This is a genomic window from Saccharothrix syringae (assembly GCF_009498035.1).
In the GTDB taxonomy this organism is placed as follows: Bacteria; Actinomycetota; Actinomycetes; order Mycobacteriales; family Pseudonocardiaceae; genus Actinosynnema; species Actinosynnema syringae.
Map to the genome: position 1 here is coordinate 9,720,125 of NZ_CP034550.1, position 16,120 is coordinate 9,736,244.

Consider the following 16,120-nt stretch of genomic DNA (forward strand, 5'->3'; position numbering starts at 1 on the left):
CCTTACTTCTCTCCGAGCCCGACCGGCTTAAGTCTTTCGTAGAGCCGAACAGGGCCTTTTTGCGCTTGTCCCCCACAGTACGCACGCGATGGGGTGGGGACCTCGACCGGAGGGGGATCCATGCGAAGAAGACTGTCCACCGCACTGGCCGCGGTCCTGCTCGCCGCCGGGCTGCCCGCCCTGGCCCAGGCCGCACCGGGCCGGCAGTCGGACCGGCAGCCGAACCCGCACTTCGACCAGGTGCTGAGCTGGGCGCCGTGCACCGACCTCGACGGCCTGGAGTGCGCCACCTACACCGCGCCGATGGACTGGCGCACCCCGGCCGACGGCCGGGCCATCACCATCGCGATCAGCCGGCTCAGGCCGGCGAGCGGCCAGGCCAAGGGCGTCGTGCTGACCAACCCCGGCGGCCCCGGCGGTCCGGGCCGCGCGCTGCCGCTGGCGTTCGCGCACCGCGCCAAGCTCGTGGACAACATGGAGGTCATCGGCATCGACGTGCGCGGCACGGGCGCGAGCGACAACCTCACGTGCGGCGGCTTCAACTTCCTGTCGCTGACCGACCCGCGCGACCGGAGCCGGGCCAACACCAGGCTGATCTACGACTCCGCCGAGCTCCAGGCCACCGCCTGCCAGGCCCGCTCGGGCGAGTTCGGCAAGGTGGTCAACACCGAGCAGACCGTCCGCGACCTGGACCTGCTGCGGCACCTGCTGGGCCGCGAGAAGGTGAGCTGGATCGGCTACTCCGGCGGCACCTGGATGGGCGCCTACTACGCGACCTACTTCCCGGACCGCGTGGACAAGTTCGTGCTCGACTCGAACACCGACTTCACCAGCACGTTCCAGGACGTCTTCGACAACTTCGGCTACGGCTTCGAGCGCCGGTTCCGGGTCGACTTCCTGCCGTGGGTCGCCCGGTACGACGAGCTGTACCACCTGGGCACGACCGCCGAGCAGGTGCGGCAGGTGTACGAGACGACGCGGGCGAAGCTGGCCACCGACCCGCTGCTCCTGCCGGACGGCACCCCGATCGACGCGGTGGCGCTGGACCTCACCCTGGTGCAGGTGCAGTACTCCAAGACGGCGTTCCCCGACGGCGCGCAGTTCCTGGCGGCGGTGGCGCAGGCCACCGCCGCGGGCGCGCGCACCGTCGCCGACGTCGGCCTGGCGCGGTACCCGCTCGTCGACTCGATCCTCGGCACCCGGTACGCCATCACCTGCAACGACACGAAGTTCCGCCACAACCGCACCACGCTGGCGCTGGAGGCGGAACGCCTGGGCCGGCAGTACCCGCTGATGGGCTACTACCAGCTGCTGGCGCCGTGCGCGTTCTGGGACCGGCCGGCGCTGGAGCTGAAGCGGCCGACCGGCCGGGGCGTGCCGCCGGTGCTGATGGTGCAGTCGGTGCGCGACCCGGCCACGCCGCTGGAGGGCGCGCAGCGGGCGCAGCGCCGGTTCGAGGGCGCGCGGCTGCTGACCGTGACCGACGAGGGCGACCACGGCATCTACGCGTTCGGCAACGCCTGCGTGGACGACGTGGTGGAGGCGTTCATCGTCGACGGCGCGGTGCCGCCGGCGCAGTCGACCTGCCCGGGTGTGCCGCTGCCCGACCCGACCGCGCCGACCGCCGCCGCGCAGCGGCCGACGTCGTTCGTCTGGCCGCTGTGAGCCGTCGTGAACCGCCGTGGGGGAGGGGTCAGAACGCCGAGCCGCCGTTCTGCCGCCTGCGCGCCGCGTACACACCGGCCTCGGTGCGCCGGTCGAAGCCCAGCTTGTGCAGCAGTGACGACACGTAGTTCTTGACCGTCTTCTCGGCCAGGTACAGCCGGTTCGCGATCTGCCGGTTGGTCAGGCCCTCGGCGATCAGGTCGAGGATCCGCCGCTCCTGCGGGCTCAGCGCCGCGTAGCGCGGGTCCTCGACCGGTCCGCCGCGCAGCCGCTGGAGCACCGTCGCGGTCACGCCCGAGTGCAGCAGCGACCCGCCCGCCGCCAGCGTGCGGATCGCGGAGACCAGGTCGTTGCCCGAGACCTGCTTGAGCATGTACCCGGCGGCGCCCGCCATGATCGCGCCGAACAGCGCCTCGTCGTCGGAGTACGAGGTGAGCATCAGGCACGCGGGCGGCGGCTGGACCGTCGACCGGATCTCGCGGCACACGGTGACCCCGTCGCCGTCGGGCAGCCGCACGTCGATCACCGCCACGTCGGGGCGGTGGGTCACGGCGGCGGTCACGGCCGCGGCCGCGCTCTCCGCCTCGCCGACGACCTCGATGTCGGGTTCCACGGCGAGCAGCTGCTGCAGGCCGCGCCGGACTATCTCGTGGTCGTCCACGAGCAGCACCGAGATGGACATTCCGCCTCCCCGCCCCGACAGCCCTACCCGGATACCAACGGCACTGACCACGTCACCGTTACACCACGCCCCTCTTCCGAGTGAACTTCGCACCCGCCGTCCCACCGCCTGGCCCGCGCGGCCATGTTGACCAGACCGCCGCTGTGCCGGGTGCGACCCGTCGGCAGGCCGGAGCCGTCGTCCCGCACGACCAGCCGCAACGACGTGGCCGCGCGGTCCACCGCCACCTCCACCTCGACGCGGCTCGCGCCCGCGTGCCGGGCGGCGTTGGCCAGCGCCTCGCGCAGCGTGGCCAGCAGGTCCGGCCGCAGGTGGTCGGGCACCACCGAGTCGACCGGCCCGTCCAGCGCCAGGCCGGGCTCGAACCCGAGCAGCCGGGTCGAGTCCTGCACCACCTTGAGCAGCTGGGCGCGCAGGTCGGCGGCGCCCGCGGGCGGTTCGTGCAGCGAGAAGATGGTGCGCCGGATCTCCCGGATGGTCTGGTCGACCTCGGTGACGAAGTCGGCGAGCCGCCGCGCCACCAGCGGCTGCTCCACCAGCCCGTTGAGGCCCTGCAGCCCCAGGCCGAGGCCGAACAGCCGCTGCACGACCAGGTCGTGCAGGTCGCGGGCGATCCGGTCGCGGTCCTCCAGCACGGCCAGCCGCCGCGCGGCACCGGTGGCGCGGGTGAACTCCAGGATCAGCGCGGCCTGCCGGGCGAACGACTCGACCAGCGCCACGTCCGAGGCGTCGAACCCGTGCCGGTCGCCCGCCCGCGCCACCAGCAGCACGCCCAGCACCCGCTCGCCCGCGGCCAGCGGCACGGCCACCGCGGGCCCGCCCCGGCCGGTGTGCCCGGGCAGGGCGTCGAGCACCCCGGCGCGGCCGGTGTCGAACACCCTGGCGCGGCCGGTGTCGAACACCTCGGCGCACTCGCTGACCGCGTCGACCCCGCGCAGGTCGCCGTCGAGCACCCGCGCCACCAGCTCGCCCTGGAGGTCCGGCAGCACCAGCACGGCGGCCTGGCCGTCGGCGGCCAGCCGCGCCCGCACCGCGACCAGGCGCAGCGCGTCCCGGTCGGGGCTGCCGGTGAGCAGCGCGTTGGTGACCTCGTTGGCGGCCCGCAGCCACACCTCGCGCTGCCGGGACTGCTCGTAGAGGCGGGCGTTCTCGATGGCGATGCCCGCGGCGGCGGCCACCGCGAGCACGACCTCGTGGTCGGCGCGGGTGAAGTCGGCGCCGTCCTCCTTGTCGCTGAGGTAGAGGTTGCCGAACACCTCGCCGCGCACGTGCACCGGCACGCCGAGGAACCCGGGCCCCGACGGGTCGAACGCGGTCTCGCCCGGGACCTGCGCCCCCGGCCGGGGCCCGTCGTGCTGGTGGCCCTCACCGTGGGTGAACTCCAGCAGCTGCCGGTTCGGGCCGACCACGGCCAGCGCGCCGTAGCGCGCGCCGATCAGGTCGCACGACGACTCGACGATGCGGCGCAGCACGTCCGGCAGCGACAGGTCGCTGGCCAGCGACACCACCGCGGCGAGCAGCCGGTGCAGCCGCTCCTGCGAGAAGATCACCTCGGCGGTGCGGTCGGTCAGCTCGCGCAGCAGGCCGTCCAGCCGCCCCGCTTTGTCGTCCGGGGGTCCGGGCACTGCGAAACCACCTTCGGCTGGGGGGTCACCGAGGTTAACGCGTCCGGCTACGGAATGCGACGACCCGACAGCACCTCCAGGGCCACGACCAGGTAGTGGTCGTGGTCGCCGTGGTTGCGCGTGGGCAGCGGCAGCTCGCGGAACCGGCCGAGCAGCACCTCGTCCTCGGCCTCGGTGACGTGCCCGATGCCGGTCACCGACCAGCCGCGGGACAGGTCACCGGCCACGTCGTCGATCTGGAAGGCCGCGATCGTGTCCCGGGCGACCAGCGCCGCGCTGCCGTCGGGCACCCGCAGGACCACGGACTCCCCGTCGAGCACGTAGACCACGGGGTGCACGACGGGCAACGCCTGGTTGGTGTAGACGAGGCGCCCGACGGCGGACGCCCCGAGCAGTCGTAGGCACTCCTCGCGGGAGAGGACCTGGAGGCCGGCGGAGTCGTACATGGCGTCCCTCTGCTCCCCTGTTTGCGGGGTTATCACGTTCTGCTCCGTGATCGTCCTTGCCTAGGGTCGGAAGTCCCGGCTTCCACCACCGACCCGGATGGGGGATCTTGGCCACGGCCCGGTACGGCGTGCCGACCTCCCCGCGCGACCCGGCCTGACCAGCGCGGAGCCACCGGCGTCAAGGCACCGGACCGGCCGCGCGGCGCATTCGCGGAACGGGTGCCTGACGAGACGCCGGAAACGCTGTTCGGGCAGTTCCCGCCCCGGCACGGGGCTCACGCCAGGCCGACGACCGGCGCGGTCGTGCCGCCGACCGGCTCACCGCCGGGGCCACGCCCCCAGTCCCCTCGGCCGGCCGGGCCTCACGCCCCGGCCCCCTCCACCAGCCGGTCGGCCGCCGCGTAGGGGTCCAGCTCACCGGCCACGACCCGCTTGGCCAGCGTCTCCAGCGCGTCGCCGCCGCGCAGCCCGCCGAACCGGGACCGCACCCGCTCCAGCGCGATCGCCTCGACCTCGCGCGCGGCCCGCGCGGCCCGCCGCCGGTCCAGCTCGCCGTGCTCGACCATCCAGGCGTGGTGGGCGTCGATCGCGTCCACCACCTCGGCCACGCCCTCACCGCGCGAGGCGACCGCCTTCACCACGGGCGGCCGCCACAGCCCGCCCTCCCGGTCCCGCCGCCCCAGCGAGATCATGTGCTTGAGGTCCCGCGCGGTCTGGTCGGCGCCCTCGCGGTCGGCCTTGTTGACCACGAACACGTCGGCGATCTCCAGCACCCCGGCCTTGGCCGCCTGGACCCCGTCACCCATCCCGGGCGCGAGCAGGACCGCGGTGGTGTCGGCCAGCGACACCACCTCCACCTCCGACTGCCCGACCCCGACCGTCTCGACCAGCACCACGTCGCAGCCCGCCGCGTCGAGCACGCGCAGCGCCTGCGGCGTGGCCCAGGACAGGCCGCCCAGGTGCCCGCGGGTGGCCATGGAGCGGATGAACACGCCCGGGTCGGTGGCGTGCGCGCCCATCCGCACCCGGTCGCCGAGCAGCGCGCCGCCCGAGAACGGCGACGACGGGTCGACCGCCAGCACGCCGACCCGCGCGCCGCGCGCCCGGTAGGCCGCCACCAGGGCGGAGGTGGTCGTCGACTTGCCCACGCCGGGCGCGCCGGTCAGGCCGACCACCCGCGCGTTGCCGCAGAACGGGGCGAGCGCCGCGGCCACCTCCCGCAGCCGCGGGCTGGCGTCCTCCACCAGGGAGATCAGCCGGCCGACCGCGCGCGCCTGGCCGGCCCGCGCGCGGTCGACCAGCCCCGCCACGTCGACGGTGCCGGTCACACCCGTCAGCCCCTGGGCACGCGCACGATCAGGGCGTCGCCCTGGCCGCCGCCGCCGCACAGCGCGGCCGCGCCGACGCCGCCGCCGCGGCGCTTGAGCTCCAGGGCCAGGTGCAGCGCGATCCGGGCGCCCGACATGCCGATCGGGTGGCCCAGCGCGATCGCGCCGCCGTTGACGTTGACCCGGTCCTCGGGGATGCCGAGCAGCCGGGTGGAGACGACGCCGACCGCGGCGAACGCCTCGTTGATCTCGACCAGGTCCAGCTCGGCCGGGTCGATGCCCTCCTTGGCGCAGGCGGCCTTGATCGCGTTGGCGGGCTGCTCGTGCAGGCTGGCGTCGGGACCGGCCACGACGCCGTGCGCGCCGATCTCGGCCAGCCAGGTCAGGCCCAGCTCCTCGGCCTTGGCCCTGCTCATCACGACCACGGCGGCCGCGCCGTCGGAGATCTGCGAGGCCGAGCCGGCGGTGATGGTGCCGTCGGGGGCGAACGCCGGGCGCAGCTTGGCCAGCGTCTCGACCGTGGTGTCGCCGCGCACGCCCTCGTCGGACAGGACCAGCACGGGCTCGCCCCGGCGCTGCGGGACCTCGACCGGCGCGATCTCCTCGTCGAACAGGCCCCGCTCCACCGCCTTGGCGGCGAGCTGGTGGGACCGCGCGGCGAACGCGTCCTGCTCCTCGCGGGTCAGGCCGTAGCGGGAGTTGTGCTTCTCCGTGGAGGCGCCCATGGCGACCTGGTCGAAGGCGCAGAACAGGCCGTCGTGCGCCATGTGGTCGACCACGGTCACGTCGCCGTACTTGAACCCGGCGCGCGACTTGGGCAGCAGGTGCGGCGCCTGGGTCATCGACTCCTGGCCGCCCGCGACGACGATGTCGAACTCGCCCGCGCGGATGAGCTGGTCGGCCAGCGCGATGGCGTCGATGCCGGACAGGCACACCTTGTTGATCGTCAGGGCGGGCACGGACATCGGGATGCCCGCGTGCGCCGCGGCCTGGCGCGCCGGGATCTGCCCCGCACCCGCGGTGAGCACCTGGCCCATGATGACGTACTGGACCTGCTCGGGCGCCACCCCGGCCCGCTCCAGCGCGGCCTTGATGGCGACGCCGCCGAGCTGGGCGCCGGAGAAGTCCTTGAGCGATCCGAGCAGTCGCCCCATCGGGGTACGGGCCCCGGCGACGATGACGGAACCGGACACAGCAGCCTCCACAGCGGGTGTAAGCGGTTGTTAACACGCCACGATACAGAGGGTTACCGATCGGTAGGCTTGTGAGACGTCGCACAGCGGCACCTGCACCGATTCGGTGGTTACCGTTCCCAGCCATGGAAGAACGCCGCGGTTTCGCAACCGCCATCGACCACGTGGGCATCGCGGTGCCGGACCTCGACGCCGCGATCGCCTTCCACCGGGAGCACTTCGGCCTGGAGGTGGCGCACGAGGAGGTCAACGAGGAGCAGGGCGTGCGGGAGGCCATGCTGCGCGCACCGGGCGACGACGGCACGGGCGCCGCGGTGCAGCTCCTCGCGCCGCTGACCCCCGAGTCGACCATCGCGAAGTTCATCGGGCGGTCCGGGCCGGGGCTCCAGCAGCTGGCCTACCGGGTGTCCGATGTGGACGCGGCCTCCGCCGAGCTGCGCGCCAGGGGCCTGCGGCTGCTGTACGACGTGCCCAAGCGGGGCACCGCGAACAGCCGGGTCAACTTCGTGCACCCCAAGGACGCGGGCGGCGTGCTGGTCGAACTGGTCGAACCGGCCGCCGAGCACTGAGATGCCGATCACTCCGACGAGATAAACCAGGACGCCGGTCACACCCCGGCCCTTTTCGCCCACCCCTCCCCTTCGGCCCACCGGCCACATCCCGCCTGCTCGCGGCACCGACCGACCGCCCGGTCAACCGACGACCGAACGGGCGAAAAAGCGAGTGCGGTGGCTCACAGGCCGGACATCTGAATCGGTTACTCGTGGGTAACCTCCGGCAACCCGAGTGGACACATTTCAGCGCCCACCACATTTCCCCATTGCCCCCGAATGGGAGGGAACGCCGTGCAGAAGATCCTCGATGCGATCCTCGCCGACGAACTGGAGGCGATCGGATCGCTGCCCGTACCGGAGAGCTACCGGGGCGTGACGGTCCACGCCGACGAGGTCGGCATGTTCGAGGGTCTGGCCACCAGGGACAAGGACCCGCGCAAGTCGCTGCACGTCGACGAGGTCCCCACGCCCGAGCTGGCCCCCGGCGAGGCGCTGGTGGCGGTGATGGCCAGCGCCATCAACTACAACACCGTGTGGACCTCGATCTTCGAGCCGCTGCCGACCTTCGCCTTCCTCAAGAAGTACGGCGGCCGGCACGACCAGCCCTACCACGTGGTGGGCTCGGACCTGGCGGGCGTGGTGCTGCGCACCGGGCCGGGCGTGCGGGCGTGGAAGCCCGGTGACCGGGTGGTCGCGCACTGCCTGGACGTGCAGCTGGAGCACCCGGACGGGCACAGCGACACCATGCTCGACCCGGAGCAGCGCATCTGGGGCTTCGAGACCAACTACGGCGGCCTCGCCGAGGTCGCGCTGGTCAAGGCCAACCAGCTGATGCCGATGCCCGCCCACCTGACGTGGGAGGAGGCGGCGTCACCCGGTCTGGTGAACTCCACCGCCTACCGGCAGCTCGTGTCGGCCAACGGCGCCGACATGAAGCAGGGCGACACCGTGCTGATCTGGGGCGCCTCCGGCGGCCTCGGCTCGTACGCGACCCAGTTCGCGCTCAACGGCGGCGCGACCCCGGTGTGCGTCGTGTCGTCGCCGGAGAAGGCGGAGATCTGCCGCCGGATGGGCGCGGAGCTGATCATCGACCGCACCGCCGAGGACTACCGGTTCTGGAAGGACGAGCACACCCAGGACGTCTCGGAGTGGAAGCGGTTCGGCGCCCGCATCCGCGAGCTGACCGGTGGCGACGACCCCGACATCGTGTTCGAGCACCCGGGCCGGGAGACCTTCGGCGCGTCGGTGTACGTGGCGCGCAAGGGCGGCACGATCGTGACCTGCGCCTCCACCAGCGGGTACATGCACCAGTACGACAACCGGTACCTGTGGATGCACCTCAAGCGGATCGTCGGCTCGCACTTCGCCAACTACCGCGAGGCGTGGGAGGCCAACCGGTTGGTCGCCAAGGGGAAGATCCACCCGACACTGTCCAAGGTGTACTCGTTGGAGGACACCGGCCAAGCCGCGCACGACGTGCACCGCAACGCCCACCAGGGCAAGGTCGGCGTGCTGGCGCTGGCCCCCGAGGAGGGCCTGGGCGTGCGCGACCACGAGCTGCGCGAGCGCCACTTGACCGGAATCAACCGGTTCCGGGGCGTTTAAAGCGGAATTCCCCCCGATGTGCGGCCGGCAGGTGCCGGCCGCGCATCGGGAGCGGGTAGCGTGCACGGCATGGGCCTCGCCGACGACCGTGACCTCGTCCCCCTGGGATCCGGCTTCGACATCGTCAAGCGCGGGTACGACCGCGGGCAGGTCGAGGAACACCTGGAGCGCCTCGACTCCGACCTGCGCCTGCTCGCCGCCGACCGGGACGCGGCGGTGTCGCAGACCAACGACCTCGCCCGCCAGTTGGAGGCGGCCCGGTCCGAGGTCGCCGAGCTGCGCGGCCAGGTGGAGCGGCTTTCGCTGCCGCCGACCACCCTGGAGGGGTTGAGCGAGCGCCTCCAGCGCATGCTGCGGCTCGCGCAGGACGAGGCCAACGAGATCAAGGCGCGGGCCGAGGCCGAGGGCGGGCACATCCGCGCCAAGGCCGAGGCGGACGCGGCGGCGCTGCGCACCCGGTACGAGAAGCTGCTCACCGAGCTGGACCAGCGCCGGGCCGAGATGGAGGCCGAGCACCGGGGCGTGCTGGAGAAGGCGCGGGCCGAGGCCGAGCGGATCGTGGGCGAGGCGCGCGAGGCGGCGGCCCGGTTGGACGAGGAGTCCCTGCAGCGGCGGACCACGGTCGAGGAGGACTTCGAGATCGCGATGGCGGCCCGCCGGGTCGAGTCGATGAAGACCCTCGCCGAGCAGGAGGCGGCGTCCAAGGCCGAGGCCGACCGGCGCGTGCGCGAGGCGGCCGAGGAGGCGGCGCGCGTGCGGGCCCAGATCAGCCAGGAGCAGGCCGCGTCGACCGCCGAGGCCCAGCGGCTGGTGCGCGAGGCGACCGAGGAGGCCAACCGCAGGCGGCACGACTCGATCAGCGAGGCGACCGCCCGGGTGCAGGAGGCGACCGACGAGGCGAACCGCCGCGTGCGCGAGGCCACCGAGGAGTCCAACCGCCGGGTCAGCCAGGCGAGCCAGCAGGTCGACGCCCTCAAGCAGCTGCGCAACCGGCTGTCCCAGCAGCTGCACGCCGTCCGCACCGCCCTGCACGACGTGACCCCCATGCTCGACCCGCTGGACGAGGAACGCCCCCAGCCCACCCGCCAGCCCCAGCCCACCCCCCAGCAGCCCCAGGCCCAGCAGCCGCCCACCCAGCAGCCCCCGGCCCAACAGCCCCAGGCCCAACAGCCCGCTGCCGCGTCCCCCACCGCTTCCACCACCGCCGCGGCCCCCGAGGCACCCCCGGCCCAGCCGGAAGCCCCCGCTCCGACCCAGCAGCCCAAGTCGGACACCACCCCCGGCGCCGACCAGCCCGCACCTCCCCAGGTCACCAAGCCCACCCCGGACGGCCCAACCCAGAAGATCGCCCGCCCCACCCCCAAGGCCCGCCCCGCCAAGCGCTGAGCCCCCTCGCGCCCCCGCGAGTCGACCCCTCACCCCCGGCGAGTCGAACCTCCAGCACCCCCGAGTTCAACACTCAACCCGCGCGTGTCCTCGAGCGTTATTCAGAAGTCATCGGCTCAGGCGGTAGTGCTCGAGGTTGGTGACGATGCGGATGATGGTGGGGAGTTCGGCCAGGCGGGCGCGGTAGCCGGTGGCGAGGATTTTCCAGTTCTTCAGGTGGGCGATGGCGCGTTCGACGGGCCACCGGTGCCGGGCGAGCAGGGTGTTCCATGCCTGGTCTGTGGGGGTGTGGCGGGTGTGGCCGGGGCGTTTGCGGCGTGGGGTGGTCACGCCGGTGCCCTGGTAGCCCAGATCGCCGATCACGACGGTGGTGGCCAGCAGGTCGGCCAGGCCGGAGAGGCGGTAGGCGCGGCTGTCGTGGGTGCGGCCGGGCAGGGGTGGGAGGACGGCGAGCAGTCGGCCTCGCCGGTCGGTCAGGACCTGGATCGAGAGTCCTTGTTTGCGGTGTTTGCCGTTGTGGTTGGGGTGCGGGCCGCGCCGTGGCGCGTCGGTGGGGTGCGGGTCGGGGTGGGCGCGTGTGCCGGTGGGGATCAGGGTGCCGTCGACCAGCACCGTGGTCAGGCGGGCCGGCAGGTCGGGCAGGCGCGGGGTGTGCAGACAGAGGACCTGGCCGATCAGGGGCGTGAAGCGACGGAAGATCCGGGAGACGGTGGGTTGGGAGACGCCGAACAGGTCGGCCGCGAGGGTCTGGGACAGGTTGTGGCGCAGCAGCACCAGCGTGAGCAGCACACAACGGTGCAGGCTGAGCGCGGGCGGTCGTCCCCGTCGCAGGTCGGGATCGGGGACGACCTGGCGGATCCGGGTGGTCAGCTCCCGCAGCTGGGCAGGGGACAGCCCGGTCGTAGAGTGGTAGCGCAACAGCCCTGTCCTGGTGGTCGTGCTTCTGTGAGAGGAAACCGACCCTATCCGGGCAGGGCTGTTGCGCTGTCAGCCCAGGCATCACCACCGGCCACCCCAGCCAGCAGTTCTGAATAACGCTCCTCCACTCAGACACCGCGTGTCGTCCAGTCCGACACCGTGTGTCCTCCAGTCACACCCCGACCCGGCGCCGCCACCCCAGCACCGCCGAGGCGAACGCCTCCGGCGCCTCCAACGGCGTCAGGTGCCCGACCCCGGCCAACTCGACGTACTCACCCCGCCGCAGCACCCCGGCCAGTTCCCGCGCCAACGGCGGCGGTGTGAGCGCGTCGTGCTCCCCCACCAGCACCAACGCCGGGACGTCGGCCGCCGCCAGCACGTCCGTCGAGTCCGGCCGCACCGCCATCGCCCGCTGCGCCCACGCCACCTCCGCCGGGTCCTGCCCCAGCACCAGCTCCCGCGCCCGCCCGAAGACCGCCGCGTCCGGCGCCGGCCCGAGCAGCCCCGCCAGCACCGCGTCCGGCACCCACCCGACCCCCTCCGCCGCCACCCGCGCGGCCATCCCCAGGCGGTTCGCCCGCGCCTCGTCGGTGTCGGCCCCGGCCCGCGTGTCGGCCAGCACGAGCCCGGCCACCCGCTCCGGCGCGCGCCGCAGCACCGCCATCGCCACGTAGCCGCCCATCGAGCACCCGCCGAGCACCGCCCGCTCGATCCCGCGCTCGTCCAACATCGCCACCACGTCGTCCGCGATGACCACCAGATCGGGTGAACGATCCCCGCCGCGCTGGTCGAAGGTGATCGGTTTCAGCAGGTCACGGACCCCGTCCCACATCCGCGAGTCGAACGGGAAGGCGTGCAGCAGCACCAGGGGCAAGGAAGTCACCCCTGAATTGTCGGGCCCCCTCGTTACCGTCGCGACCATGACCTCCGACCCGGATCAGATCCGCACCGACCGCCTCCTGCTGCGGCGCGTCGGCCCGGGTGACGTGCGCGCGGCGATCGCCGTGCTGTCCGATCCGGGGACGAACCGCTTCAGCCCGGCCGGTCCGCCGTCCGCGGAGGAGGCGGCGAAGGCGCTGGTGGCGTGGCAGGCCCACTGGGCCCGTGACGGCATCGGCTACTGGGCGGTGGAACTGCCGGAGACCGGGGAGGTCATCGGCTTCGGCGGCCTGCGCCACCACGAGCTGGACGGGGAACCGGTGCTCAACCTGTCCTACCGGTTCCGCCCCCGGCACTGGGGCCGCGGCTACGCACCGGAGATGGCACGCGCGGCCGTCGACTGGGCGAGCCGGTCCCGGCCGGGGCGCCCGGTCGTGATCACGACCGTCCCCGACAACGCGCCCTCCCAGCGCGTCGCGGAGAAGCTGGGCTTCGCGCACGTGGGCGACAGCAGGACGGTCGAGGGCCGGGTGCTGGTCTGGCGGCGTCAGGAGGTGGCGATGACCACTTGACGCTGCTCGTGCGGTCCGGACCAGGTGCGCGGCAACGGCGTGGGCACCTCGGGCACGACCGCGGACGCGATCGCGTCGAGCACCTCCTCGGCCTGCCCGACCATGAGGTGCTTGGCCCCGGGGAAGTCGATCACGTCCGCGGTCGGGACGTCCGCGCCGAACCGCCGCCTGGCCTGGGCCGGTGGCAGGTAGGTGTCGAACTCGGGCACCAGGCACACCACCGGCTTGCCGGAACGCGCCCAGGCACGCAGGTGATCACCGGTGCTCCACCGCAACGGAGGGGAGATCAGCACGGCACCGCGGACAACGGGGGCACACCCGTACATCAGCGCGAGGTCGGTCCCGAACGACCAGCCGACGAGCCACACCGAGGGCAGCCCGCGCTCGACCGCGAACGCCAGGGCGGCGGCCACGTCCAGCCGCTCACCGACGGCGTGGTCGAACGCCCCCTCGCTGCGCCCGGCCTCACTGGCGGTACCGCGCGTGTTGAACCGCAACACCGCGAGGTCCGCCAGCGCGGGCAACCGCCACGCCGCCTTGCGGTAGAGGTGGGAGTCCATCATGCCGCCGTGCGTGGGCAGGGGGTGCAGCAGCACCACGGTGGCCCGCGGCGCCCGGCCCAGCGGCAACGACAGCTCGCCGACCAACGCGAGCCCGTCGTCGGTCCGCAACGTCACCGCCTCCCGGCGCGCCGGGAGCACGGTGTTGGCCTTGATCGGAACCTCCTCGCCCACACCACCGATCCTGCCACCCGCCAGGAGGCGCCACGCCGTCGGCGCGGCAGGCGAGGCAGGCACGGTGGCCCCCACACCACTACGGCGCACAGCGGCCGTGGTGGGGCCCTGGAGAGCCGCGCGGGCACCCGCCCACAACGGTCTCCTGGATGGCAACGGCAGGCGTGACCACAGCTCACCGGCTGATCCAGCCACCGGCCGCTCTGGCCACCGGCCACCGGCCGCCTCGGGGCGTCAGCCGCAGCAGGCTGCGTCGGAGCCAGGCCGATGACGTCCGGCTCGTGGCCACCAGCGGCGACGGCCGGCGGCCGTCACCGACGGCGATCACGGCCACCGCCACCAGCGGCCGTCACCAGTGCCCAGCGGCCGTCACCGGTGCCCATCGCCCGTGGCCGTCACCAGCGGCGGGAGCTGGGACCTCTTCGGTTCCGCGCGGTCCAGCAGCCCTGGTGCCAGTGGCGGCGGTCCTCGACCGAGCCGTAGTCGGCGGCGGGCCAGGCGACGACGTGCGGGGTGCCGGGACGGATCTCGTGGTCGCAGCCCGGGCAGCGGTAGGTCTTGGTGGTGGCCGTGCCGGAGACCGAGCGAACCAGCCACTCGCCGTCCGGACCGCTCTCGGCCCGCGCCCACCCGTGGCCGCCGAGGGGTGGCGGTTCTTCGCGGCGGTCTGGGCGGTTCCGGCGTGGCACGAGTGACCAGGGTATCCGGGCTCGCGCTCCGTGATCGCCTACGGTCCATTGGGTGAGCAAGTGGCAACGGGGCATATTGACCGTACTGCTGGTGCTGGAGGTACTGATCACGATCTTGCCGGCGGTGCGCGGGCTGCTGTTCGAAGCCCCCGCGCGCAGCGTTCCGGCCGCCGCGCGGAACGAGGTCGTTCTTCGGGAAACCGATGTGCCGGTCGGCCAGCCACGCGGGGTCCGCCAGGGCGTGCTGCTGGCAACCACGGCGTTGATGCTGGTCACGGCCCTGTCAGCACTGGTGCTGATCTGGTCGCGCCCCGACGCGCGAACGTGGGTGGTGACCTTCACCGGCACCCACGCCGCCGCCGCGGGCCTCGGTTGGGTGCACAGCCTGCCCCTGTTGACGTTGCTCGCGACCGTGACGGCGGTGGCGGTGCCTCTGGTGGCGCTGGCGCCCGGGCGACGGGGACAATGAGCGCCGTGCCCACATACGAGTTCCGCTGCAAGGCGTGCGGTTCGACCTTCGACGTGAAGCGGTCGATGGACGAGGCGTCCGCACCCGCCCCCTGTCCGAACGGCCACGACGACACCGTCAAGCTGCTGACCATGGCCGGCCTCGGCGGCAAGGCCAACGCGCCCGCAGGCGGTGCGGCCGGCGGCGGCTGCTGCGGTGGCGGCTGCTGCGGCTGAGCGAGCCCTCAACCCCGCCCAACTCTGGCCCAGCCCGCCCAACCCGGCCCAGCCAGCCCAACTCAGCCCGACCCGGCCCAGCCAGCCCAACCCGGCCCAACCCGCTCAACCAGCCCAACCCGCTCAACCAGCCCAACCCGCTCAACCGGCCCAGCCAGCCCAACCGGCCGAGCCCGCTCAACCAGCCGAGCCCGTTCAGCCCGCCCAGCCCTGGCCTCGGATAGCTACGGCTCGGCCGGCGGCCAGGTTATCCATGTCTGCTGACGGGTTGGGCTGACCGACCGGGGGGCCGGGCGAGCGGCTGAGGCTGAAAGCCGGCCGAACCCGGCCAAGCCGAAGACCGGGCAGTTCAGCCGCAACCGGCCTGACGCGCCGAGCCACGCCGAAGCCGGACAAAGCAGCCGAAACCGCCGCCGCACCCCGAAACCGGCCGCCGCCCGCCCAACCCGATCAGCCCGTCGGCTCCTTGGACAGCAGCACCTCGGCGACCTTCTTCCCCTGCTCGCAAATGGCCCCGAACCGCGCCGACCCGTCGATCACGATGATCCCGACGCCACCACCGGCGTAGTCCATCACCAGCACGCACGAGGGCTGCACCGACGTGTCCGTGGTCCGGTCGAAGTAGGTCACCTTGCGGTCCCCGACCTGGTACTCGCCGTTGCTCTCCTCGAGGCTGATCGACCGCCCCTCGCGGAACCGCAGCGTCACGCCCACGTCCAGGTTCCCGACCGAGGTCTGCCACTTGCACGACTGGTCGAAGTCGTCGTCGTAGCCCGTCTCGGTCGGCTTGGCCTTCTTGTCCGGCACCTCGTAGGGCAGGTCACCCCACCCCACCAGCTCGCAGATGTCACCGACCGCGCCCGCGTCCGGGTCACCCGGCTCCGAGGGCTCCGACGACCCGGTGGACGGCGCCTGCTGTTCCGTGGTGAACGGCGGGTCGACGTCGAGCAGCTGCTCCGACACCGCGGTGCCGTTCACCGTGTACGCACAGGCACTCGTCACACCGAGCGCCGCCACCAGGAGCGAGATCACCACACGCCGCATGTGTCCACGATGCCAAACGCCGCCCGCCGGCACGTACCCAGGCCGTGCAATCCACGTCGTCGAGCCGCGTGAGCCGCACCCAAGCCGCGCAGCCCACGTCCTCGAGCCGCGCGGCC

General features: G+C 73.1%; 17 protein-coding genes. 7 read left to right on the plus strand and 10 right to left on the minus strand.

Going from position 1 to position 16,120, the window contains the following annotated elements:
* Window positions 1-120 precede the first annotated feature (120 nt).
* A complete protein-coding gene (locus EKG83_RS40900; protein WP_051766951.1) occupies window positions 121-1,665 on the plus strand; it encodes an alpha/beta hydrolase in 1,545 nt (514 codons plus the stop codon).
* A gap of 28 nt (window positions 1,666-1,693) precedes the next feature.
* Here the strand turns inward: EKG83_RS40900 and EKG83_RS40905 are convergent, their stop codons facing one another.
* The 5 genes from EKG83_RS40905 to EKG83_RS40925 all read right to left on the minus strand — a co-directional run bounded on the left by EKG83_RS40905 (window position 1,694) and on the right by EKG83_RS40925 (window position 6,939).
* Window positions 1,694-2,347 (minus strand): response regulator, encoded by a 654-nt coding sequence (locus EKG83_RS40905; RefSeq protein WP_033435380.1) that lies wholly within the window; start codon window positions 2,345-2,347, stop codon window positions 1,694-1,696.
* A gap of 23 nt (window positions 2,348-2,370) precedes the next feature.
* Window positions 2,371-3,972, minus strand: a complete 1,602-nt coding sequence (locus EKG83_RS40910; protein WP_033435379.1) for a GAF domain-containing protein — start codon at window positions 3,970-3,972, stop codon at window positions 2,371-2,373.
* Between the two features lie 47 nt (window positions 3,973-4,019).
* The gene (locus EKG83_RS40915) at window positions 4,020-4,418 is read right to left on the minus strand and encodes a pyridoxamine 5'-phosphate oxidase family protein (protein ID WP_033435378.1); all 399 of its coding nucleotides are present in this window, start codon (window positions 4,416-4,418) and stop codon (window positions 4,020-4,022) included.
* Window positions 4,419-4,780: 362 nt separating this feature from the next.
* Window positions 4,781-5,746: a methylmalonyl Co-A mutase-associated GTPase MeaB gene (gene meaB, locus EKG83_RS40920; RefSeq protein ID WP_033435377.1), complete on the minus strand. Its 966-nt coding sequence runs from the start codon at window positions 5,744-5,746 to the stop codon at window positions 4,781-4,783.
* Between the two features lie 5 nt (window positions 5,747-5,751).
* Window positions 5,752-6,939 (minus strand): acetyl-CoA C-acetyltransferase, encoded by a 1,188-nt coding sequence (locus EKG83_RS40925; protein WP_033435376.1) that lies wholly within the window; start codon window positions 6,937-6,939, stop codon window positions 5,752-5,754.
* 125 nt (window positions 6,940-7,064) lie between these two features.
* Here EKG83_RS40925 and mce point away from each other — a divergent pair, with 125 nt between their 5' ends.
* The 3 genes from mce (at window position 7,065) to EKG83_RS40940 (ending at window position 10,484) form a co-directional block, all read left to right on the plus strand.
* Window positions 7,065-7,508, plus strand: a complete 444-nt coding sequence (gene mce, locus EKG83_RS40930; RefSeq protein WP_033435375.1) for a methylmalonyl-CoA epimerase — start codon at window positions 7,065-7,067, stop codon at window positions 7,506-7,508.
* 261 nt (window positions 7,509-7,769) lie between these two features.
* Entirely contained in the window at window positions 7,770-9,098 is a 1,329-nt protein-coding gene (ccrA, locus tag EKG83_RS40935; RefSeq protein ID WP_033435374.1) for a crotonyl-CoA carboxylase/reductase, read from the plus strand.
* Between the two features lie 69 nt (window positions 9,099-9,167).
* A complete protein-coding gene (locus tag EKG83_RS40940; RefSeq protein WP_033435399.1) occupies window positions 9,168-10,484 on the plus strand; it encodes a coiled-coil domain-containing protein in 1,317 nt (438 codons plus the stop codon).
* A gap of 108 nt (window positions 10,485-10,592) precedes the next feature.
* On the opposite strand, the gene EKG83_RS40945 is transcribed toward EKG83_RS40940, so the two are convergent.
* Window positions 10,593-11,402 (minus strand): transposase family protein, encoded by an 810-nt coding sequence (locus tag EKG83_RS40945; RefSeq protein ID WP_084717238.1) that lies wholly within the window; start codon window positions 11,400-11,402, stop codon window positions 10,593-10,595.
* Between the two features lie 172 nt (window positions 11,403-11,574).
* Window positions 11,575-12,285, minus strand: coding sequence for an alpha/beta fold hydrolase (locus EKG83_RS40950; RefSeq protein WP_033432755.1), 711 nt, complete (start codon window positions 12,283-12,285; stop codon window positions 11,575-11,577).
* A gap of 37 nt (window positions 12,286-12,322) precedes the next feature.
* On the opposite strand from EKG83_RS40950, the gene EKG83_RS40955 reads away from it, so the two are divergent.
* Window positions 12,323-12,853, plus strand: a complete 531-nt coding sequence (locus EKG83_RS40955) for a GNAT family N-acetyltransferase (RefSeq protein ID WP_033432756.1) — start codon at window positions 12,323-12,325, stop codon at window positions 12,851-12,853.
* Here the strand turns inward: EKG83_RS40955 and EKG83_RS40960 are convergent.
* Window positions 12,829-13,587 carry an alpha/beta hydrolase gene (locus EKG83_RS40960; RefSeq protein WP_228122396.1) on the minus strand — a complete coding sequence of 253 codons (759 nt, stop codon included), beginning with the start codon at window positions 13,585-13,587 and terminating at the stop codon, window positions 12,829-12,831. The genes EKG83_RS40955 and EKG83_RS40960 overlap by 25 nt on opposite strands.
* Window positions 13,588-13,982: 395 nt before the next feature.
* Window positions 13,983-14,276 carry a hypothetical protein gene (locus tag EKG83_RS40965; protein WP_033432757.1) on the minus strand — a complete coding sequence of 98 codons (294 nt, stop codon included), beginning with the start codon at window positions 14,274-14,276 and terminating at the stop codon, window positions 13,983-13,985.
* Between the two features lie 52 nt (window positions 14,277-14,328).
* Between EKG83_RS40965 and EKG83_RS40970 the strand changes: the two genes are divergently transcribed.
* Window positions 14,329-14,745, plus strand: coding sequence for a hypothetical protein (locus tag EKG83_RS40970; protein ID WP_153278749.1), 417 nt, complete (start codon window positions 14,329-14,331; stop codon window positions 14,743-14,745).
* A 5-nt stretch (window positions 14,746-14,750) separates the two neighbouring features.
* Window positions 14,751-14,960, plus strand: a complete 210-nt coding sequence (locus EKG83_RS40975) for an FmdB family zinc ribbon protein (RefSeq protein WP_033432870.1) — start codon at window positions 14,751-14,753, stop codon at window positions 14,958-14,960.
* Between the two features lie 450 nt (window positions 14,961-15,410).
* On the opposite strand, the gene EKG83_RS40980 is transcribed toward EKG83_RS40975, so the two are convergent.
* Window positions 15,411-16,004: a DUF3558 family protein gene (locus tag EKG83_RS40980; protein ID WP_033432759.1), complete on the minus strand. Its 594-nt coding sequence runs from the start codon at window positions 16,002-16,004 to the stop codon at window positions 15,411-15,413.
* Window positions 16,005-16,120 lie beyond the last annotated feature (116 nt).